The following is a 20,383-nucleotide window of genomic DNA, read 5'->3' on the forward strand; positions in this document are numbered from 1 at the left end:
CCCCACTTGCCTTCGGTACCGGGAGCGAGGCCCTACGCTCTTGGCTGTCGCAGTTGAACCGATAGGGTATGGACAAACCGTGTGACATGGGCGGACGGGCTTTCCCCGGCGTCGTACTGCCATGGCAAACCAGCATGACGGAGGGCCTTCGATGGGGTTGTTCACGAAGCGCAAGCGGCGGCCGAGCCGCAGGGCCGAGGCGAAAGCCCTCAAGCACAAGGCCGGTCTGGAGGCCAAACTGGTCGCCAAGAACGACCGCAAGGCCCGCCGCGCGGAGGCCCGTACCCAGCGCAAGGTGGCCAAGGCCCAGATCTCCACGCTGCAGGCGGAGGAGAAGGCCGCGCTCAAGGTGGCGGCGCGGGCCGAGCGCGAACTGTTCAGCGCGAGCCAGGTGAAGAAGTACCTCGGCGTGGCCCGGGTGCTGATCCCGGTGCTCGCGCCGCTGGCCTACCGCGCCGCGACCTTCGTGCGCGGCCAGCTCGACATCCGCAAGGCCCAGCAGCTCGGGATCGGCATCGAGCAGCTCGGCGACTTCGCCGGCCACGGCGCCCGGTTGCAGGCCCGGATCGCGAATACCGAAGCGGCCCTTGGCAAGGTCGGCGCGCAGGACGGCAAGGACAAGGGCGACACGCAGAAGTTCGTCGCCTCGACCCAGGCCCGCCTGGACAGCCTGGCCACCGCGGTGCAGACCGCCGAGCAGATGCCCGCGCCCCGCCGCCGCACGGTGCACGCCTCCATCTCCGAGGAGCTGTCCCAGGTCGAGTCCGACGTACTGGCCCGCCTCGGCGTGCGCTGACCCCCTTTCGCGATGTCCGAGTCACCGACCAGCGGCCACCTGCGCGGTGGCCTGGTCGGTGTGCTGGTCGCCGTGCTCGCGATCGCCGCGCACGGCGTCGCCGGCGGTGGCCTGCCGGGTTCGGCGGAGTCGGCGCTGGTACTGCTGGCGGCCGCGGTATCGGGTTGCGCGGCAGCCAGACTCGCGGCCGCGCCCGCCGCGGTGCTCACCTTGCTGGCCCTCGGGCAGCTCGCGGGTCATCTCGCGTTGTCCGGCCTGATCGGCCACGAACACACCACCGCGACGACCGCGGTCCCCGTCCTGCCCACCGGGTGGATGCTCGTCGCGCACGCGGTGGCCACCGCCGGCTGCGCCGCGCTGATCACGACCGCCGAGCGGCTCTACGCCGCGGCCTCCGGCGCGGTGCGCGCGGTACTCGCGAAGCCGCCCCCGGTGCGCGTCGCGGGCCCGGCGCACTGGTCCAATCCTGGTCTCCCGCACTATCACTGCACTCCGAACGGGGCGATCGGCCCGCGCGCGCCACCGGTGCCCGCCTGACCGCCGCACCACTCCCCCTCGGACAGAAAAGACCTCCCATGTACCGTTCGATTTCGCGCGCCACCGGCACCGCCGCTGCCGCCGCCACGTTCGCGCTGCTGGCCTGCGGTAGCGCCGCCGCGCACGTCACCGTCGACGCGCCGGGCGCCCAGCAGGGCTCCTACGCGGTGGCCACCTTCCGGGTGCCCACCGAATCCGAGACCGCGAGCACCACCGCGCTCACCGTCACCGTGCCCAACCTGAAAAGCGCACGCACCGAACCGATTCCGGGCTGGTCGGCCAAGGTCGAGAAGAACGAGAAGGCCGAGATCACCGCGATCACCTGGACCGCGGAGCCGGGTAACCCGGGCGTCGGCCCCGGCCAGTTCCAGCGCTTCGCCGTCTCGGTCGGGCCGCTGCCCAAGCAGGAGTCCGTCAGCTTCCCGACCAAGCAGACCTACAGCGACGGCAAAGTCGTCGCGTGGGACCAGCCCGCGGGCAAAGACGGTGCCGAGCCCGAACATCCGGCGCCGTCGCTCACCCTGGCCAAGGGCAAGGCGACCGACGATCACAGCGTCGACACCGCGAGCGCGGACCGTCCCGCCGACGACACCGACAACACCGCGCGCTGGCTCGGCGGCATCGGGCTGGCGCTGGGCCTGCTCGGCGTCGCGCTCGGTCTCGGCAACGTGATCCGGGCACGGCAGTCGTGACCCGCCGGCTGTTCACCGCGCTCGTCGCGGGACTGTTCCTACTCGGATTCGGCCTGGCCGCAACGGGAACCGCGGCCGCGCATTCCGCCCCGACCGGCAGCGTGCCGGAGGACGGCGCGACGATCGAGGTGGGTCCCGCGCGGGCCAGCATCACCTTCAACGAGGCGTTGCAGCCCAACTACCCGTCGCTCACCGTGGTCGGGCCGGACGGCAACCTGTGGTCCAAGGGCGAGCCGACGGTGGAGGGCAACACCGTCAGCGTGCCGGTGGGCGAACTCGGCCCGGCCGGGGTGTACACCGTCGCCTACCGGGTGACCTCCGCCGACGGCCACCCGGTCAGCGGCAAGCGGCAGTTCACGCTCAGCAAGGCGGGCAACGGTGTCCCCGGGCCCAAACCCGGTGCCAAGAACGGTAATTCGGACGAGGAGGAGTCCGGCGGCGTGCCGCTGTGGGTCTTCATCGTCGGCGCCGTCGTGCTGTTCGGCGGCGGGCTCGCGTTCGCCCTGTTCGGCGGCAGGAGCCGGAAAACACGACAGTGACCGGTAAGACGATCGGCGGCGGCGCGCGGCGGGACACCGCGGGCGCGCCGTGGCCGGTGCTGTTGATCGTCCCGGCCGGGCTGCTCGGCGTGCTGCTCGCCTGGGCGCTGAGCCTGCCCGCCGGGTTCGCCGCGCAATCGGTGGCTCGGGTGCTCGCCGACGGTGCGGGTGCAGTGGTGCTCGGCCTCGCCGCACTGCCCCGGGTGCACGCGAAGTTGTCGCCGCCGTGGCGCCTGCTCGCCATGCTCGCCGGATTCTGGTGCGGCACCGAGTTCGCGGTGCTGGTGGCCGAGGCGGCCGAGGTGCTCGGCGTGCCGGTCGGCGGGCTCGGCGCGGGGTCGTTCGGCGACTACCTGCTCGACGTGAGCGGCGGCCAGGTCGGCATCGCGATCCTGATCGGCGCGGGCGCGATCGCCTGCTACGCGGCGCTGGCCTTCCGGCGGACCGATATCGCCGCGCCGGACCTGGTGCTCGTCTTCGCGGCGGTCACGCTGGCGCTGCGCCCGATCACCGGGCACATGTCCCAGCACGCGTTCGGCTCGGTGCTGGCCGCGGTGCACGCGCTGGCCGCGGCGGCCTGGTTCGGGCTGCTGGTCGCGCTCGCGCTGGTGGTCCGTACCCGCGGCACGTGGGCCGTTGCGCTGCCCCGGTATTCGGCCATGGCACTGCCGCTGGTCGTGCTCGTCGCGGTGACCGGGCTGTTGAACGGACTGCTCGAGGTCGGCGGGATCACGCCGTTCTTCGACACCGGCTACGGCCGCATCCTGCTCGCGAAAACCGTGGTGCTGCTCGGTCTGCTCGGGCTGGGCTGGTGGTGGCGGCGCAGCTGGGTGGGCCGGGCCGCCGACCATCGCGTGACCGCCGATGCCTCGCTGCGCCGAGCGGTCCTCGAGGTCGTCGTGATGGCCCTCGCCTTCGGGCTCGCGGCCACCCTCGCGGTCACCGCCTGACCCAGGTCCTGACCGGACGACCGAGAGCAGAACCGGTTACTGTTCGGGCATGACCGAAGTGAAGATCGTCGAGGACTGTGCCGCGTCGGCGGAATCCGCGTTCGCGTACATCGACGACTATCAGAACCTGCCGCGCTTCCTGCACGGCATCCAGTCCTTCACCCCGGTCGGCACGCAGACGACCGGCGTCGGCGCGGCCTTCGACGGGCACATCAAGCTCGGCCCCGCCTCGCTGAAATCGCGGATCGAGGTGGTGCGCTGGGAGGAGAACAAGGTCATCGCGGTGAAGTCGATCAAGGGCTTCGAGATCGAATCGACCTTCCTGTTCCATCCCCAGGGCGACGCGCGGTGCACCGTCGACGCGATCGTCGACTACCGGGTGCCCGGCGGACTGGCCGGACGCGCGCTCGGCAAGACCATCGAACCGTTCGTGAAGATCGCGGTGCAGCACACCACGCACAACCTGATCACCCAGATCGCCGCCTTCCACGCCGCCCGCGCCGGCGAATCGGATCAGCCGGTGCGCTGAGCGCGCGAGCGGCGAATCCGGCGACCCGGCAACCTAGCGGTGACCAATGCCACAGGCATAGCCTGAAGGTATGAAAACCCCCACGATGCGGCAACGGATCGCCTACGATCTCGGCCGCGAGCTCCCCGGGGAGCTGCACGAGTGGGTCATCCACGACCTCGTCGGACACGGGGCCATGGAGCGCTATCTCGTCCGGTTTCTCGGCCCCGTTATCCCGTTCTTCGCGCTGGTCCTGCTCTTTCCGGGACCGATGGCGCTCAAGCTCGGGTTGATCGTGATGATGATCGTGCCGCTGGTCATCTTCACCGTCGCGCTCAGCTACGTCTGGCGCCGCTTCCGCCTCGTCCAGCACGGACTGAACCCCGAGCTGGCCGACCACGCCAAATTCTCCGAACACGATCGCGAGAGGTACGAACTGCGCTACGGGCACCGGTAGCGGCCCTCGGCACACCGGGAGCGAATCCCGCCTCGGCCGCCTTTAAGCTGAGCGCGTGACCGAATCCCAGGACTTTGTTGCCACTGCCGACCTGGCCGACGAGATCGGCCCCGAGATCCGCAGCTGCGACACGCAGTTCATCCAGTTCGGTGGCCGCGCGGCCTTCGCAGGCCGGATCACCACCATCCGCTGCTTCCAGGACAACCTGTTGGTCAAGCAGACCCTCGGCGAACCCGGGCAGGGCAAGGTGCTGGTGGTCGACGGCGGCGCGAGCGTGCACACCGCGCTGGTCGGCGACATCATCGCCGGGCGCGGCGTGGACAACGGCTGGGCAGGCGTGATCATCAACGGCGCGGTGCGCGACTCGGCGATCCTGCGCACCCTCGACATCGGGGTGAAGGCGCTCGGCACCAACCCGCGCAAGAGCACCCAGACCGGCACGGGCGATCGTGACGTCCCCGTCGAATTCGGTGGTGTCACTTTCGTTCCCGGCGACATGCTCTACAGCGATCACGACGGTGTCGTCGTGCGCGCCGAAGACTGAACGAGCAGCTCAGACCGATACTCTGGCCTTGTGTCCGGCCAGGGCGACGACGTCGCCGATCTGTAGCTGGCGACCGCGGCGCAGTTCCACCTCGTCGTTGACCCGGACCAGGCCGGAGGCGATCACCGTCTTCGCCTCGGAGCCGGATTCGATCAGGTTGGCCAGCTTGAGGAACTGACCTAGCCGAATAACTTCGTCATCGATCGGTACGTCGACTGGTTCTGACATGGGTTACATCCTTACCTTGCACCCGAAATCGGTAAACGCCAGCCCCCGTGCCGGACGTGGACACGCGTGTGCGACTCGCCGATAACCGACATGCCCGGTAGGTCTTCGAGCACCCGGACGGCGGCACCGTACACACTGGTTCCGTGACCACCACGCAAGCCCGGCAACACCTGATCGAACCGCCAGCCGACAGACCGACCCCACCCGTGCCGCATCGAGGGCACGGCAGGCTGGCCGAGGTCCCGCATATCGCGGGGCTAGTGCTCGGGGTGTTCGCGGTCGCGTGTTTCCTCTGGAGCCTCTCGCCCACCCTGCGCTATCTCACGCAGGTGCCCCGGCACTACATCGACAACTACTACTTCGATGCGCCGGACACGAACCTGATGTGGGCCCTGATCGTCGGCCTGCTCGCCGGGGCGCTGGCCAGCCGGAAGCGGATCGCGTGGTGGTTGCTGCTCGGTTACGTGTCGCTGTACGCCTTGGCCGAGGGCTTGGATTTCGCGGACACCGGCGACGTCAACGCGCTCGTCGCGATGATCGTGCACCTGGCGGTGATCGGCATGCTGGTCGCGGCGTGGCGCGAGTTCTACACGAAGGTGCGCCGCGGCGCGGGCTGGAAAGCGCTCGGCGTGCTCGCCGGCGGCCTGACGGTCGGCTTCCTGCTCGGCTGGGGTCTGGTCGAGTTGTTCCCGGGGTCGCTGCCGCAGGGCGCGCAGCGGCCCGGCTGGGCGCTGTACCGGGTGACCGCCGCGGTGCTGGTGGACAACGAACGCTTCGACGGGCATCCACGCCCGTTCGTGAACTTCCTGCTCGGCCTGTTCGGCGCGATCGCGCTGCTGGCCGCGGTGATCATCCTGCTGCGCTCCCAGCGCGCGGCGAACGCGATGACCGGCACCGACGAATCCGCGATCCGCGGCCTGCTGGAACGCTCTGACGTCGAGGATTCGCTCGGCTACTTCGCGACCCGCCGGGACAAGGCGGTGGTGTTCGCGCCCAGCGGCAAGGCGGCCCTCACCTATCGGGTCGAGCTGGGCGTCTGCCTGGCCAGCGGCGACCCGGTGGGCATCCGCGAGGCCTGGCCGCAGGCGATCGACGCCTGGCTGCGGCTGGCCGATCAATTCGGCTGGGCGCCCGCGGTGATGGGCGCGAGCGAACTCGGCGCGACGGCCTACCAGCGCGCTGGCCTTTCGGTCATCCGGCTCGGTGACGAAGCCATCCTGGACACCAGGACGTTCTCGCTGGCGGGCCCGGAGATGAAACCGGTGCGCCAGGCCGCGAATCGGTTGCGCAAGCACGGCATCACCGTGCGGATCCGGCGGCACCGCGACATCCCGGCCGAGGAGTTCCGCGCCGTGATCGCGCGCGCCGACGCCTGGCGCGACACCGAGACCGAGCGCGGCTTCTCGATGGCGCTCGGCCGGCTCGGCGATCCCCTGGACGCCGACTGCTTACTGGTCGAAGCGGTGAACGGACAGGATCGCGTGCTCGGCATGCTGTCGCTGGTCCCGTGGGGCCGCACCGGCGTCTCGCTGGAGCTGATGCGCCGCGACCCGAACGGTCCGAACGGCGTGATGGAGCTGATGATCTCGCAGCTCGCACTGAACTCCGAACAGCACGGCGTCACCAAGATCTCGTTGAACTTCGCCGTGTTCCGCTCGGTGTTCGAAGAGGGCGGGCGGATCGGCGCCGGCCCGGTGCTGCGCATGTGGCGCGGTGTGCTGCTGTTCTTTTCGCGCTGGTGGCAGCTGGAGGCGCTGTACCGCTCCAACGTGAAATACCAGCCGCATTGGGTACCACGGTTTTTCCTGTTCGAGGAGCGCAGGCAGCTGCCGCGGGTCGCGGTGGCCAGCGCGCTCGCCGAGGGCTTCCTGCCGCGGTTCGGGAAAGAACCGGACACGATCACCCACACCGGCTCGCACAGTGCGGCCCCCGCGAGCATGACCGGCCTGCACGCCGACGGCAGCCCGCCCGACCTCGACCAGGTCGAGGGGCAGGAACTGCTGCCGCGCCGACCCGAACAGGTGCGGGTGCGGATGGACAAGCTGGACCGGCTCACTGCCTCCGGTGTCGAGGCCTACCCGGTCGCCTACCCGCCGACCCACAGCGTCGCGGGCGCCCGGCAGTCGCCGCGCGGCACCACGGTCCGGGTGTGCGGCAGGCTGCTGCGCATCCGCGACTACGGCGGCGTGATCTTCGCCGTGCTGCGCGACTGGACCGACGACATCCAACTGGTGATCGATCGGGACCGGGTCGGCGCCGAACGCAGCGCCGAATTCACCGAATTCTTCGACCTCGGTGACCTGATCGAGGTCAGCGGGCAGATCGGGCGCAGCCGCCGCGGCGAGCTCTCGCTGCTCGCGGCGGACTGGCGGATGCTCGGCAAATGCCTGCATCCGTTGCCGGACAAGTGGAAAGGCCTGTCCGATCCCGAGGCGCGGGTGCGGCAGCGCTACGTCGACATGGCGATCAACGCCGAGACCCGCGAGGTGCTCGCCAAACGCAGCGCGGTGGTCCGTTCGCTGCGTGACACGTTCAACGGCTGGGGCTACCTCGAGGTGGAGACCCCGATTCTGCAGCAGGTGCACGGCGGGGCCAACGCCACCCCGTTCCTCACCCACATCAACGCCTACGACCTCGATCTGTACCTGCGGATCGCGCCCGAGCTGTACCTGAAGCGGCTCTGCGTCGGCGGCATGGAGAAGGTCTTCGAGATCGGGCGCACCTTCCGCAACGAGGGCGTCGACTTCAGCCACAATCCCGAGTTCACCATTCTCGAGGCCTACGAGGCGCACAGCGACTACGAGCGGATGATGCACGCCGCCCGCGAACTCATCCAGAACGCCGCGGTCGCGGCCAACGGTGCGATGGTGGCGTTGCGGCCGCAGGACGACGGCTCGTTCGAACAGGTCGACATCTCCGGCGAATGGGCGGTCAAGACGGTGCACGGCGCGGTATCCGAGGCGCTCGGCACCGAGATCACCCCGGCCACCGAGGTCGAGCTGCTGCGCGAACTGTGCGACAAGGCCGAGGTGCCGTATCAGCACGGCTGGGACGCGGGCCAGGTGGTGCTGGAAATGTACGAGCACCTGGTCGAGGCGCGCACCGAGGCGCCGACCTTCTACATCGACTTCCCCACCTCGGTGTCCCCGCTGACCCGCGCGCACCGCAGCATCGCGGGCGTCACCGAGCGCTGGGACCTGGTCGCCTGGGGCGTCGAACTCGGCACCGCCTACAGCGAACTCACCGATCCGGTGGAGCAGCGGCGCCGGCTCACCGAGCAATCCATGCTCGCCGCCAACGGCGATCCGGAGGCGATGGAACTCGACGAGGACTTCCTGCAGGCCCTCGAGCACGCGATGCCGCCGACCGGCGGGCTCGGGCTCGGCGTCGACCGGGTGGTCATGCTGATCACGGGACGCAGCATCCGCGAGACACTCCCGTTCCCGCTGGTGAAACCGCGCTGATTCGGCGAACGGAACCCAGCGGACGAATCGGACAGCTACCCTTGAGAATTCGAACCGGAGCGGCCGAGAACCTGCGGCCCGGGAGGGGACCGTGACACGAAATGGGGTTCAGATATGTACCTTGACCTGCTGACCAATATGGCCCTGGTGGACCACAGCGTCTGGGCGAGCCCGGAGGTGTTCGAGCTCGCCGCCCGCAAGAAGAAGCGCAGCAGCGGCGGCCTGATCTTCGGCGGCATCTGCTGCCTGCTCGTGGTCGCCCTCATCGTCCTCGGCATCTACCTGCTGATGAAGCGCAAGAAGCAACAGTAGTTCCAGACTGCCGAACGACCCGGTTCGTGGGGGTTCGAACCGGGCCGTTCGCCGTCTACCGGCGTTCCCCTAAAGCCGTTCGATATCGGACAGATCAATATCGATGTCGAAGGGGACGGTGAGCTTCAGGCGGTCGTGATGAATGCCGGTGAGCGCGTACGCCTTTGTCGCGGGATCGACTTCGTAGACGTAGACAACGGCGCGGCCGTCGACATTTTCGACTCGCCAGAAGTGCGCGATTCCGGCCCGCGCATACAGCTGGGGCTTGCGTTCCCGATCGCGGGTGCGAGATTCGGCGGACACCACTTCAACTGCGAGCACGACGCGGTCGGCTTCGTAACCGGTCCTAGCGGGGTCCGTCTCATCGAGTCGAAGCACCACCACGTCAGGTTCGGGTCGCTGGTCGTGCGCGAGCGTCACCGTCATCTCACGACGAACCCGCAGGCCCGCAGGTGCGCAGCTGCGCAAAACCTGCTCCAGCAGGGAGATCACCAACATGTGGAACTCGGCCTGCGGACTCACGAAGATCAGACTCCCGTCGATCAACTCTGTGTGTGGTGGAAGGTTGGGCAGGCGGTCCAGATCTTCGGCAACGAACCCGCCGGGCGGCGGGAACAGCCACTGCGGAATCCGCTCGTCGGTCATGACACCGAGTATGGCACCGGTCATGACGGCGAGTATGGCACCAGCGGTGATGTCCGGGATGCATCATCAACTGCCACGACACTGCCAAGCCGGCCTGCGCGGCGTTCGTGCGGTCGATGGGGCAGAGTGGGGTTGTGCAGTTGATTCTTGTTCGTCATGGGCAGCCGGTGCGGGTCGTGAATGCGGTGGGGGCGGCTGATCCTGAGTTGGCGGCGGTCGGGGTGGAGCAGGCGGAGCGGGTGCCTGCGGCGTTGAGTCAGCATCGGGTGGTGCGGGTGGTGAGCAGTCCGCAGCGGCGGGCACGGGACACCGCGGGGCCGACGGCGGCGAAGCTGGGGCTCGACGTCGAGGTGATCGACGATCTGGCCGAATACGATCGGGATCTGCCCGCCTACATTCCGATCGAGGACGCCAAGGTCGAGTTCCGCGCGGTCTACGAGCAGATCAAGGCCGGCCATTTTCCGCCGCAGATCGACGGGCCCGCATTCAAGTCCCGGGTGCTGGACACGGTCGCCGAGATCGCGGCCGCCACCGACCCGGCCGACACCGTGCTCGCCTTCACCCACGGCGGCGTGATCAACGTGCTGCTGCAGCAGATACTCGGTCTGGAGCGGCCCTTGACCTTCCCGATCGACTACTGCTCGATCACCCGAATCCTGTTCTCCCGCAACGGCCGGCGCACCGCAGCGACGATCAACGAGAACGGGCACGTGTGGGATCTGCTGCCGCGCAACATCAAGTCCTGATTGTCGGGTTCACAGCCGATTGGCAGGGACGTCACACCCGCACCCCAGCGACGGAACCTTGGATGGGACCGGTGAGCCGGCACACCAGCGGCTCATGGTCCGAGAGAAAGGAATTCCGTTGCTCAGCAGAACATCGACGCCGCTGCGTCGCCGGGTCACCCGGGTCGCAGTGGCAGGGGTACTGATCGCCCTACCGCTCGGCGCGCTCGCCGCGACCGCTTCGGCCGAGACGCCGGACCCCGCGGCCATCCAGCTGACCCAGGCCGACCCGGAAGGCACCGATATCAGCGCGCATCCGCGCGGCGGACCCGGCTGGCTGCCCGGCGGCGATCAGGGCGGGCCGCGGGTGGAGTACCGGGACGGGCCGGGACGGCACGGCCCCGGTACCGGTCCGCGCATCTACAAGGACGATCCCGGTCCACGGACCCTGCACGTCCGCCCGCCGAGCGGCTCCGCGGGCAGTAGCTGATCCCCGGGTAGTCCCGCGACGACGAAGGCCCACCTCCGCGCGGAGATGGGCCTTCGTTCAGCTGCGGTGGATCAGGCCATGCCCGCGATCCAGTTGTGCATCCAGGACGTGGCGGTCTGCCCGCCGCCGACCGGGTAGCTGCCGTACAGCGTGTGCGCCTGCGACTTGTAGAACCGCTCCAGATCCTTGGCGCGCTGCTCGTTCGCCGATTCGGTGAGCTGGGCCTGCAGCGCGGGCACGCCGCCGTGCGCGAAGAGGTCGGTCATGATGTTGCCCGCCTCGATCTGGTACCGCCACATGTTGGCCGGGTTCATATCCGAGGCCTGCGCCATGAAGCCCGCGAACCGGGTGACGAAGTCGTCCGGCGCGGTCGCGCAGTACAGGTCGTCGAGCGCGCAGATGGTGCGGGTGCGATCGCTCAGCCAGCCGAAGCCGCCGACCCGGGGGCCGCCGGCGCCTGCGCCGGGGGCGGGCGCGCCGACCTGGACGTCGGTGGGCGAGCGGCGCGGATCCGAGATCAGGCCGACGCCCGCGATCCGGTCGGCCGGCACGGGGCCGAGCCCGGTGCCGATCTCGGCGGCGAGGTCGCCCGCCGCGTCCGCGCCCTGGCTGTAGCCGACGAGCGCGATCTTGGTGGCGCCGCAGGACTTCGCCATATCGGTGATCAGGCCACGCGCGCGGTCGGTGGCTTCTTTCTTCGAGTTGCCGTAAACCTCACCCTCCCAAGGGAAGGCGGTCGCGGCGTAGGTCACGTAGTCGACGTCGGCGGAGCTCGGCAGGTTCCGCGTGACACCGGCGAGCATGCCGGGCTGCGGCTTCTTGTCCTTGCCGGTCTCCCAGGTGCCGGGGATCGCCACCACGTACAGGCTGGGGCAACCCGGGTCGGCACTCACCGATCCGCTGCCGAACACCAAGCCGGACAGTACCGTCGCGGATGCACCGAGAGCCGCGACAACCTTCTTCACCTGCATACCGCTCCAGTCCAAACCGATGCCCGCCCTGGGCATCCCGACAAGTTGCGCACCAATGCTGGACCGCAGGAGTGACTTTCCAGTGCACGCTGGGTTAACTCGAGCCACCCGGCGATCCGAACGCTGCTGTCCGGACGAACCCACATCCCAAGATCAGCAACGTGCCGGGATCACAATAAAGGTCGCGAGCGCCCGGCGCCATCCCGACCCGCGTCCGATGTCCGATTTCCGTCCGATGCCCAAACCCGCAGCTCCGCACCACATCCCGGCACCAAACGCCCTGATCAGCCGGTGATCCCCCGCTCGCAGCCCTTCGCAATCTGCCAGCAATCAGCACACCGGCCGCGCCGATCGCCGATGTGAACGCGCACAGAACGATGCCGATCAGATCCGATCCACGGCCCTGCGAACGTAAGCGAGCAACCTCTCAGAGAATCATCGCGCCGTGCATCGCCCGGCAACGCCGAACGCCCGGCGTCGAATTCCGCACACTCGCGTGTCGCGTCGCACCACCGCGACGACGCAAAGAACAAAGGCGTCTGCGGACCGAAGTCCGCAGACGCCTTTTCCGCTCCGGTAAGAGAGGGGTTCAGATCATCGCTGGGCGACCATGGTGGGGGTGATCGGGGCGGGAAGCGCCGTCTCACCCTCCAGGAAGCGGTCTACCGCGGCGGCCGCGGCGCGACCCTCCGCGATGGCCCAGACGATGAGGGACTGGCCGCGGCCCATATCGCCCGCGACGAACACGCCGGGGATGTTGGTCGACCAGCCCTTGTCGCGCTGGACGTTGCCGCGCTGGTCATAGCCGACGCCGAGTTCTTCGAGCAGGCCGCGCTTTTCGGGACCGGTGAAGCCCATGGCGAGCAGCACGAGATCGGCCTCGAGGGTGAAGTCGGTGCCGTCGACCTTCTCGAAACGGCCGTTGACCATCGTCACCTCGTGCGCCTGCAGGCCGGTGACCTTGCCGTCTTCGCCGACGAAACGCTCGGTGTTGACGGAGAACACCCGCTCGCCGCCCTCCTCGTGCGCCGAGGACACCCGGTACATGAGCGGGTAGGTCGGCCATGGGGTGGAGGAGGCTCGCTCCTCCGGCGGGCGCGGCATGATCTCGAACTGGTGGATGCTCTCGGCGCCCTGCCGGTGCGAGGTGCCGAGGCAGTCGGCACCGGTGTCACCGCCACCGATGATGACGACCTTCTTGCCCTTCGCGTGGATGGGCGGCAGGCCGTCGGCGTCGGTGACGTCGTCGCCCAGCTGCACCCGGTTGGCCCACGGCAGGAACTCCATGGCCTGGTGGATGCCGTCCAGCTCGCGTCCGGGGATCGGCAGGTCGCGCGCGATGGTCGCGCCGCCGGCCAGCACGATCGAGTCGAACTGCTCGCGCAGCTGCTCGGCGGTGATGTCGACGCCGACGTTCACGCCGGTCTTGAAGATGGTGCCCTCGGCCTCCATCTGCGCCATCCGGCGGTCGATGAAGCGCTTCTCCATCTTGAATTCCGGGATGCCGTAACGCAGCAGGCCGCCGATGCGGTCGGCCCGCTCGAACACGGTCACGGTGTGCCCGGCGCGGGTGAGCTGCTGGGCCGCGGCGAGTCCCGCGGGACCGGAGCCGACGACCGCGATTCGCTTACCGGTCAACCGGGTCGGGTACACCGGGGTCACCCAGCCCTCGTCGAAGGCGTTCTCGATGAGCTCGACCTCGACCTGCTTGATCGTCACCGGGTCCTGGTTGATGCCGAGGACACAGGACGCCTCACACGGCGCCGGGCACAACCGCCCGGTGAACTCCGGGAAGTTGTTGGTGGCGTGCAGCCGATCGATGCCCTCGCGCCACTGCCCCTTGTAGACCAGGTCGTTCCACTCGGGGATCAGGTTGCCCAGCGGGCAACCGTTGTGGCAGAACGGGATACCGCAGTCCATGCACCGGCTGGCCTGACGCTGCAGGGTCTCGTGCGCGAAACCCTCCTCGTAGACCTCTTTCCAGTCCATCAGCCGCAGCGGCACGGGACGACGCGTCGGCAGCTCCCGCTTGGTGTGCTTCAAAAAACCTTGTGCGTCAGCCACGTGCCGCCTCCATGATCGCCTCGTCCACGTCCTTGCCGGCTTTCTCGGCCTCGGAGATGGCGAGCAGTACCTTCTTGTATTCGCGCGGCATGACCTTCACGAAGTGGTTCACCTGCTGCGACCAGTCGCCCAGAATGCGTTCGGCGACAGCCGATCCGGTCTGGTCGCGGTGCTCGGTGATGACGTCGCGCAGCCAGGTGAAGTCGTCACCGGAGAGCTGCTCGACGGCGTCGGCCTGCTCGGGGTTGAGCTTGTCCTCGAAGGTGCCGTCCGGGTTGTAGACGAACGCGACACCGCCGGACATGCCCGCACCGAAGTTGCGGCCGGTCTCGCCGAGGATGACCACGCGGCCACCGGTCATGTACTCGCAGCCGTGATCGCCGACGCCCTCCACCACCGCGGTGGCGCCGGAGTTGCGCACGGCGAACCGCTCGCCGACCACACCGCTGATGAACGCGTGCCCGTTGGTGGCGCCGAACAGGATCACGTTGCCCGCGATGATGTTCTCTTCCGGCTTGAAGCCGGCCGGCGCGTCGAGCGACGGGCGCACCACCAGGTGGCCACCGGAAAGTCCCTTGCCGACATAGTCGTTCGCGTCACCCTGCACGCGCAGCGTGATGCCCGCGGGCACGAAGGCGCCGAAGCTGTTGCCCGCCGAGCCGGTGAAGGTGATGTCGATGGTGTCGTCGGGCAGGCCCGCGCCACCGTAGAGCTTGGTCACCTCGTGGCCGAGCATGGTGCCGACGGTGCGGTTCACGTTCGTGATCTTGGTTTCGAACTTCACCGCCTGGCCGCGCTCGAGCGCATCCCGGCTCTGCGTGATCAGCTGCTGGTCCAGCGCCTTGTCCAGGCCGTGGTCCTGGGTCTTGGTGCAGCGCCGGTCCTGGTACATGAACGCGGTCTCGACGTTGTCCAGGATCGGCGACAGGTCCAGCTTGTTGGCCTTGAAGTGCTGCTTGGCCTTGGCGGTGTCGAGCAGGTCGACCCGGCCGATCGCCTCGTCCAGCGTGCGGAAGCCCAACTGCGCCAGCAGTTCCCGGACCTCTTCGGCGATGAACAGCATGAAGTTCTCGACGAATTCCGGCTTGCCGGTGAAGCGTTCGCGCAGCACCGGGTTCTGCGTGGCGACACCCACGGGGCAGGTGTCGAGGTGGCAGACCCGCATCATGATGCAGCCCGACACCACCAGAGGGGCGGTGGCGAAACCGTATTCCTCGGCACCGAGCAGCGCGGCGATCATCACGTCGCGGCCGGTCTTCATCTGCCCGTCCACCTGCACGACGATGCGGTCGCGAAGTCCGTTGAGCAGCAACGTCTGCTGGGTCTCGGCCAGGCCGAGCTCCCAGGGACCGCCCGCATGCTTGAGCGAGGTGAGCGGCGAGGCGCCGGTGCCGCCGTCGTGACCGGAGATCAGTACGACGTCCGCGTGCGCCTTGGACACACCGGCCGCGACCGTGCCGACGCCGGGCTCGGCAACAAGTTTCACGTGAATCCGCGCCTGCGGGTTCGCGTTCTTCAGGTCGTGGATCAGCTGCGCCAGATCCTCGATCGAATAGATGTCGTGGTGCGGCGGCGGCGAGATCAGGCCGACGCCCGGCGTGGAGTGCCGCACCTCGGCGACCCACGGGTACACCTTGTGCGCGGGCAGCTGACCGCCCTCACCGGGCTTGGCGCCCTGCGCCATCTTGATCTGGATATCGGTGCAGTTGGTCAGGTAGTGCGCGGTCACGCCGAAGCGGCCGGAGGCCACCTGCTTGATCGCGCTGCGCCGCCAGTCACCGTTCTCCTCCGGCTCGAAGCGCGCGGGCGACTCGCCGCCCTCACCCGAGTTCGACCGGCCGCCGAGGCGGTTCATCGCGATCGCGAGGGTCTCGTGCGCCTCGGCCGAAATGGAGCCGTAGCTCATCGCGCCGGTGGAGAACCGCTTCACGATCTCCGAGGCGGGCTCGACCTCGTCGATCGAGATCGACGCGCGCTCCTTCTTGAACTTGAACAGGCCGCGCAGCGAGGCGAGCCGCTCGGACTGGTCGTCGACCAGCTTGGTGTACTCCTTGAAGATCGAGTACTGGCCGGAGCGGGTCGCGTGCTGCAGCTTGAATACGGTGTCCGGGTTGAACAGGTGGTATTCACCCTCGCGCCGCCACTGGTATTCGCCGCCGACCTCGAGCTCGCGGTGCGCGCGCTCGTTGCGGTTCTCCAGGAACGCGAGCCGGTGCCGCTGGGCGACGTCGGCCGCGATGTCCTCGAGGCCGATGCCGTCCAGGTGCGAGCGCAGACCGGTGAAGTATTCGTCGGCCAGGTCCTGGGACAGGCCGATCACCTGGAACAGCTGCGCGCCGGTGTAGGACGCCAGCGTGGAGATGCCCATCTTGGACATCACCTTCAGCACGCCCTTGCTCGCGGCCTTGTTGTAGTTGGCGACCGCCTTGGCGTAGTCGGCGGCCAGATCGCCGGTGCTGCCTGGCATGTCGAGCGCGCCACGCTCGAGCATGTCCTCGATGGTCTCGAAGGCCATGTACGGGTTGATCGCGGCCGCGCCGAAGCCGACCAGCATGGCCATGTGGTGCACCTCGCGGGCATCACCGGCCTCGACGACCAGGCCGACCATGGTGCGGGTGCGCTCACGCACCAGGTGGTGGTGCACCGACGAGGTGAGCAGCAGCGACGGGATCGGCGCCAGCTTCTCGTTGGATTCGCGGTCGGACAGCACGACGATCCGGGCGCCGCCGTCGATCGCGGCCGACACCTGAGTGTTGATCGCCTTGAGCGCCTTGCGAAGTCCCTTGCCGCCCTTGGCGACCGGGTACAGACCGCGCACGATCACCGAACGCAGCTCCGGCTGGGAGCCGTCGTCGTTGATGTGCACCAGCTTGGCCAGCTGGTCGTTGTCGATGATCGGCGATTCGATCGCGATCTGCTTGCAGGATTCCGGGCCGGGGTGCATCAGGTCGGCCTCGGGGCCGATCGCCCGGCGCAGACTGGTCACCACCTCTTCCCGGATCGCGTCCAGCGGCGGGTTGGTCACCTGCGCGAACAGCTGGGAGAAGTAGTCGAACAGCAGCCGGGGCCGCGCCGAGAGCACGGCGATCGGGGTATCGGTGCCCATCGAGCCGAGCGCCTCGCCGCCGGTCTTGGCCATCGGCGAGATCAGCAGGTTCAGCTCTTCGGTGCTGTATCCGAAGATCTGCTGGCGGATCAGCACGCGGTCGTGCGACATGTGCACGTGCGGGCGGTCGGGCAGGTCCTCGAGCTTGGTCACACCCGCGTCCAGCCATTCCTGGTACGGGTGCTCGGCCGCAAGCTGGTCCTTGAGCTCCTCGTCGCCGACGATGCGGCCCTGCGAGGTGTCGACCAGGAACATGCGGCCGGGTTGTAGTCGGACCTTGCGGACCACCTTGGACGGGTCGATGTCGAGCACGCCGACCTCGGAGGCCATCACGACCAGGCCGTCGTCGGTGACCCAGATGCGGCTGGGGCGCAGGCCGTTGCGGTCGAGCACGGCGCCGACCACGGTGCCGTCGGAGAAGCACACCGAGGCCGGGCCGTCCCACGGCTCCATCAGCATCGAGTGGTACTCGTAGAACGCGCGGCGACGCTGATCCATCTTCTCGTTGCGTTCCCACGCCTCGGGAATCATCATCAGCACCGCGTGGGGCAAGCTGCGGCCGCCGAGGTGCAGCAGTTCCAGCACCTCGTCGAAGCGCGCGGTATCGCTCGCCCCCGGGGTACAGACCGGGAAGATCTTCTCCAGCCGGTTGTTGCCCGCCGAGTCGATGCCGAAGATGTCCGAACGCAGCAGCGCCTCGCGGGCTCGCATCCAGTTCTCGTTACCGGTGACGGTGTTGATCTCACCGTTGTGCGCGACCCGGCGGAACGGATGCGCCAGCGGCCAGGAGGGGAAGGTGTTGGTGGAGAAGCGCGAGTGCACGATGCCGAGCGCCGATTCCACCCGGCCGTCCTGCAGGTCCAGGTAGAAGGCGCGCAGCTGCGGCGTGGTGAACATGCCCTTGTAGACGAAGGTCTGGCCGGACAGGCTCGGGAAGTACACCGACTCCTTGCCGACCGCGCCCTCGCCGGAACCCGACTTGCCGAGTTCGTGCTCGACCCGCTTGCGGATGACGTACGCGCGCCGCTCCAGATCCATGCCGGACAGCTGCTCGGCCGCGCCACGCGGCGAGCCGATGAAGATCTGCCGGAAGGTGGGCATCGCGTCGCGGGAGAGCGCACCGAGCGAGGACTCGTCGATCGGCACCGCACGCCAGCCGAGAACCTCGAGGCCCTCTTCCTTGACGATCTTCTCCACGCCGTACGCGGCGCGCGCGGCCTCGCGACGGGCCTGCGGCAGGAAGGCGATACCGGAGGCGTAGGAGCCCTCCGGCGGCAACTCGAAGTCCACGATCGCGCGGAAGAAGCGGTCCGGAAGCTGGATCAGGATGCCTGCGCCGTCACCACTGTTGGGTTCCGCGCCTGCGGCACCACGGTGCTCCAGGTTCAACAGAGCCGTAATAGCCTTGTCGACGATGTCGCGGCTGCGGCGGCCGTGCATGTCGACGACGAACGCGACACCGCAGGCGTCGTGTTCGTTCGCCGGGTCGTAGAGCCCGACGGGTCCAGGTGACCTGTGGCCAGGAAGTTGCATCATGCCTCTGCCTTCAAGAAGGGCGTTCGACGAAAACGAAATGGGCTATTTCGTCGGAATGCCTCCGTACAAGACTGCGCCCGTACGTTCCGAAACCAGCCGCGCTGATGGTCTTCGGCGTGCAGTCACGTCTCCAGTTGTTTCACCCGCTTCAGTGACGTAGTGGGTGCTCGTCGGTAACGGATCCCTAACAAGATCCTTACCTCCGCGCGGGTTCCGGCCCGCTACGCTGAGCACCGGTCAGGAGCTGCCCCGAGCGGGCGAGTGGGCCGAGCATTCTGTGTTCGGCGTAAGAGCAAACGATAAGTCAGGTCCGAGGCCCAACCAACTTAGGCTGTACTAATAACTGGGTCTAGCTGGGCTTCTTCATTCGGTCCTCCACGTGTGCGCGTCGTCCAGTGTAAAGCAGCAGGCACCGCATGATCGATCCCGCGGCGTCCGGTGCCGACTGCTGACGGTCGGCGCGGGAGAGCGGCCGCGAACCTCACGAAACGGTCAGGAAAACGCTCTCACCTGCATCGCAGATGATTTCCCCGGCGAAGCATCCGGCAAACCACCGAAGGGCGGCTAACTCGGAAGCCGGGTGAATGAGATATTTCCGACAGGCTCCTGACGAGCCACGTATGTGATCCGACCGTCCGGCCTCTTTTGTCCGCTGTGGGCTTCAGCACATATTCAGCAAACGACAGTCAGTGGCGTTCGACACATTTCTACGGCCGAAAGCTATCCACTCTTACACCGTAATCGACGTGACTTATTGCGGAATGGACGGCCCTTTACCGAATATTCGCCAGCTGATCCGGTTTTCGTCGTTGAGTTCAACTTAAGAGAGCGTCTTACGGCGTCAGCCGGATGCGTTGCGAAGGCGCGTACCAGCGTTGCGCGGGACCACAAAGTTTCGGGTGGAAGGGTGCCGCCGGCGCACAGTGAACGGCACCTCGTTCGCCGAACAAGCACAAATAGGGGTCCGCTCAGCGTGGTGCGCAGAGCACCACCGCGGCGCGCACCAGCGCCGCCTGATGCAGCGCGTCCGTGCGGCCCGCCGTGAAGACGCCGAAGACGCTGCGCGCCACCCGTTCCGCGCAGTCCGGCGCGGTCAGCTCGCCGCGTTCGGCGGCCAGCTGGTCGACGATCTCGACGTTCACCCGATCGATCACCGGCCGCACCGACAGCAGATCCGGCGGCGCGGTGGGCGCGGACCCGGCATCGAAACGCCAGCCGGTGATCAGACCGCGCTGCACGATCTTGTTGGCCTCGATCTGCCCGGAGAACACCTGCCGCACCCAGTTCTCCGGCAGGTCACGACCGGCGCCGAGCTGGGTCATCGCGTCGTAGACCGCGGCCTCCCGGGCCGGATCGTCGATGGTGGGCTCGGTGCCGGTGCGGGCCGCGCCGGCCCATTTCGCCGCGGCCACCGCGTCGGCGGTCTGCAACCGCTCGAGCACCAGGCCCACCAGACGGTCCAGGGGCTCGGGCGTGTCGGCTCCCGCCCTAAGCGGGGACATGACCAGCGCGGCCGACACCACCAGCAAGGTGGCCAGCCGCGGCGCCGCGCGTCGGGTGGTCGTGCGTCGGACGGAACGAATACGCATACGCATACGCATGAGCTGACCTCCCGAGACGGCATGCCTGGCAACGGATCATCGATCGAGAGTAGAACCCGCAGGTGAATCGCCACCGGCACCGCCTCGGGCCGTTTGTGAGCCTGGCCACATACGCCCGCTCGTACTCGGTGTGTCGGGGACGGTCCTGTCACGCTGTGACCACGAAACCGTGACGGTTTCGCTCGCTAGCGGTGTCCGCGAAATCGACTGGGACGAAG

The 20,383-nt window shown here is 68.2% G+C and carries 18 protein-coding genes; 12 read left to right on the plus strand and 6 right to left on the minus strand.

Features of this window, described 5'->3' with window-relative positions:
* Positions 1-151: 151 nt before the first annotated feature.
* The 8 genes from TY25_RS31745 (at position 152) to rraA (ending at position 5,023) form a co-directional block, all read left to right on the plus strand.
* Positions 152-796 carry a DUF6474 family protein gene (locus TY25_RS31745; protein WP_042262380.1) on the plus strand — a complete coding sequence of 215 codons (645 nt, stop codon included), beginning with the start codon at positions 152-154 and terminating at the stop codon, positions 794-796.
* Positions 797-808: 12 nt separating this feature from the next.
* Positions 809-1,333, plus strand: a complete 525-nt coding sequence (locus TY25_RS31750) for a hypothetical protein (protein ID WP_052383331.1) — start codon at positions 809-811, stop codon at positions 1,331-1,333.
* 38 nt (positions 1,334-1,371) lie between these two features.
* Positions 1,372-2,025: a YcnI family copper-binding membrane protein gene (locus TY25_RS31755; RefSeq protein WP_042262382.1), complete on the plus strand. Its 654-nt coding sequence runs from the start codon at positions 1,372-1,374 to the stop codon at positions 2,023-2,025.
* Positions 2,022-2,564, plus strand: coding sequence for a copper resistance CopC family protein (locus TY25_RS31760; protein ID WP_172595730.1), 543 nt, complete (start codon positions 2,022-2,024; stop codon positions 2,562-2,564). Before TY25_RS31755 ends, TY25_RS31760 begins: the two co-directional genes overlap by 4 nt.
* Positions 2,561-3,514: a CopD family protein gene (locus tag TY25_RS31765; protein ID WP_052383332.1), complete on the plus strand. Its 954-nt coding sequence runs from the start codon at positions 2,561-2,563 to the stop codon at positions 3,512-3,514. The genes TY25_RS31760 and TY25_RS31765 overlap by 4 nt, the downstream gene beginning before the upstream one ends.
* A gap of 49 nt (positions 3,515-3,563) precedes the next feature.
* Complete coding sequence (locus TY25_RS31770; RefSeq protein ID WP_042262384.1) at positions 3,564-4,043, plus strand: SRPBCC family protein; 480 nt, start codon at positions 3,564-3,566, stop codon at positions 4,041-4,043.
* Positions 4,044-4,113: 70 nt separating this feature from the next.
* Entirely contained in the window at positions 4,114-4,479 is a 366-nt protein-coding gene (locus TY25_RS31775) for a DUF5313 family protein (RefSeq protein ID WP_042262386.1), read from the plus strand.
* Between the two features lie 55 nt (positions 4,480-4,534).
* Positions 4,535-5,023: a ribonuclease E activity regulator RraA gene (rraA, locus tag TY25_RS31780; protein WP_042262388.1), complete on the plus strand. Its 489-nt coding sequence runs from the start codon at positions 4,535-4,537 to the stop codon at positions 5,021-5,023.
* Between the two features lie 9 nt (positions 5,024-5,032).
* Here rraA and TY25_RS31785 read toward each other — a convergent pair whose 3' ends face one another.
* Positions 5,033-5,251: an RNA-binding S4 domain-containing protein gene (locus TY25_RS31785; protein ID WP_014980887.1), complete on the minus strand. Its 219-nt coding sequence runs from the start codon at positions 5,249-5,251 to the stop codon at positions 5,033-5,035.
* A gap of 143 nt (positions 5,252-5,394) precedes the next feature.
* On the opposite strand from TY25_RS31785, the gene lysX reads away from it, so the two are divergent.
* Together lysX and TY25_RS31795 are read left to right on the plus strand one after the other, a co-directional pair.
* Positions 5,395-8,715, plus strand: coding sequence for a bifunctional lysylphosphatidylglycerol synthetase/lysine--tRNA ligase LysX (lysX, locus tag TY25_RS31790; protein ID WP_042262389.1), 3,321 nt, complete (start codon positions 5,395-5,397; stop codon positions 8,713-8,715).
* A gap of 114 nt (positions 8,716-8,829) precedes the next feature.
* Complete coding sequence (locus TY25_RS31795) at positions 8,830-9,027, plus strand: hypothetical protein (RefSeq protein ID WP_042262391.1); 198 nt, start codon at positions 8,830-8,832, stop codon at positions 9,025-9,027.
* Between the two features lie 69 nt (positions 9,028-9,096).
* On the opposite strand, the gene TY25_RS31800 is transcribed toward TY25_RS31795, so the two are convergent.
* Positions 9,097-9,672 carry a Uma2 family endonuclease gene (locus TY25_RS31800; protein ID WP_042262492.1) on the minus strand — a complete coding sequence of 192 codons (576 nt, stop codon included), beginning with the start codon at positions 9,670-9,672 and terminating at the stop codon, positions 9,097-9,099.
* A gap of 134 nt (positions 9,673-9,806) precedes the next feature.
* On the opposite strand from TY25_RS31800, the gene TY25_RS31805 reads away from it, so the two are divergent.
* Complete coding sequence (locus TY25_RS31805; protein WP_042262393.1) at positions 9,807-10,418, plus strand: histidine phosphatase family protein; 612 nt, start codon at positions 9,807-9,809, stop codon at positions 10,416-10,418.
* A 118-nt stretch (positions 10,419-10,536) separates the two neighbouring features.
* Complete coding sequence (locus tag TY25_RS31810; RefSeq protein ID WP_146154108.1) at positions 10,537-10,887, plus strand: hypothetical protein; 351 nt, start codon at positions 10,537-10,539, stop codon at positions 10,885-10,887.
* 71 nt (positions 10,888-10,958) lie between these two features.
* Here TY25_RS31810 and TY25_RS31815 read toward each other — a convergent pair whose 3' ends face one another.
* The 4 genes from TY25_RS31815 to aroQ form a co-directional block, all read right to left on the minus strand.
* Positions 10,959-11,894, minus strand: a complete 936-nt coding sequence (locus tag TY25_RS31815; RefSeq protein WP_425297084.1) for a cutinase family protein — start codon at positions 11,892-11,894, stop codon at positions 10,959-10,961.
* 558 nt (positions 11,895-12,452) lie between these two features.
* On the minus strand, positions 12,453-13,922 hold the full coding sequence (locus tag TY25_RS31820) for a glutamate synthase subunit beta (RefSeq protein WP_042262397.1): 1,470 nt from the start codon (positions 13,920-13,922) through the stop codon (positions 12,453-12,455).
* Positions 13,915-18,564 (minus strand): glutamate synthase large subunit, encoded by a 4,650-nt coding sequence (gene gltB, locus TY25_RS31825; RefSeq protein WP_042262399.1) that lies wholly within the window; start codon positions 18,562-18,564, stop codon positions 13,915-13,917. Before gltB ends, TY25_RS31820 begins: the two co-directional genes overlap by 8 nt.
* Positions 18,565-19,532: 968 nt before the next feature.
* Positions 19,533-20,153, minus strand: coding sequence for a gamma subclass chorismate mutase AroQ (gene aroQ / locus TY25_RS31830; protein WP_162184244.1), 621 nt, complete (start codon positions 20,151-20,153; stop codon positions 19,533-19,535).
* Positions 20,154-20,383: the final 230 nt, after the last annotated feature.

Origin of the sequence: Nocardia brasiliensis NBRC 14402 (assembly GCF_000308475.2) — a bacterium.
GTDB lineage: Bacteria > Actinomycetota > Actinomycetes > Mycobacteriales > Mycobacteriaceae > Nocardia > Nocardia brasiliensis.

Bases quoted from the DNA above. Each gene is read 5' to 3' on its own strand.
- TY25_RS31745 (WP_042262380.1), top strand. From the start codon at position 152: ATGGGGTTGTTCACGAAGCGCAAGCGGCGGCCGAGCCGCAGGGCCGAG.
- TY25_RS31750 (WP_052383331.1), top strand. From the start codon at position 809: ATGTCCGAGTCACCGACCAGCGGCCACCTGCGCGGTGGCCTGGTCGGT.
- TY25_RS31755 (WP_042262382.1), top strand. From the start codon at position 1,372: ATGTACCGTTCGATTTCGCGCGCCACCGGCACCGCCGCTGCCGCCGCC.
- TY25_RS31770 (WP_042262384.1), top strand. From the start codon at position 3,564: ATGACCGAAGTGAAGATCGTCGAGGACTGTGCCGCGTCGGCGGAATCC.
- TY25_RS31775 (WP_042262386.1), top strand. From the start codon at position 4,114: ATGAAAACCCCCACGATGCGGCAACGGATCGCCTACGATCTCGGCCGC.
- TY25_RS31785 (WP_014980887.1), bottom strand. From the start codon at position 5,251: ATGTCAGAACCAGTCGACGTACCGATCGATGACGAAGTTATTCGGCTA.
- TY25_RS31795 (WP_042262391.1), top strand. From the start codon at position 8,830: ATGTACCTTGACCTGCTGACCAATATGGCCCTGGTGGACCACAGCGTC.
- TY25_RS31800 (WP_042262492.1), bottom strand. From the start codon at position 9,672: ATGACCGACGAGCGGATTCCGCAGTGGCTGTTCCCGCCGCCCGGCGGG.
- TY25_RS31815 (WP_425297084.1), bottom strand. From the start codon at position 11,894: ATGCCCAGGGCGGGCATCGGTTTGGACTGGAGCGGTATGCAGGTGAAG.
- gltB (WP_042262399.1), bottom strand. From the start codon at position 18,564: ATGATGCAACTTCCTGGCCACAGGTCACCTGGACCCGTCGGGCTCTAC.
- aroQ (WP_162184244.1), bottom strand. From the start codon at position 20,153: ATGCGTATTCGTTCCGTCCGACGCACGACCACCCGACGCGCGGCGCCG.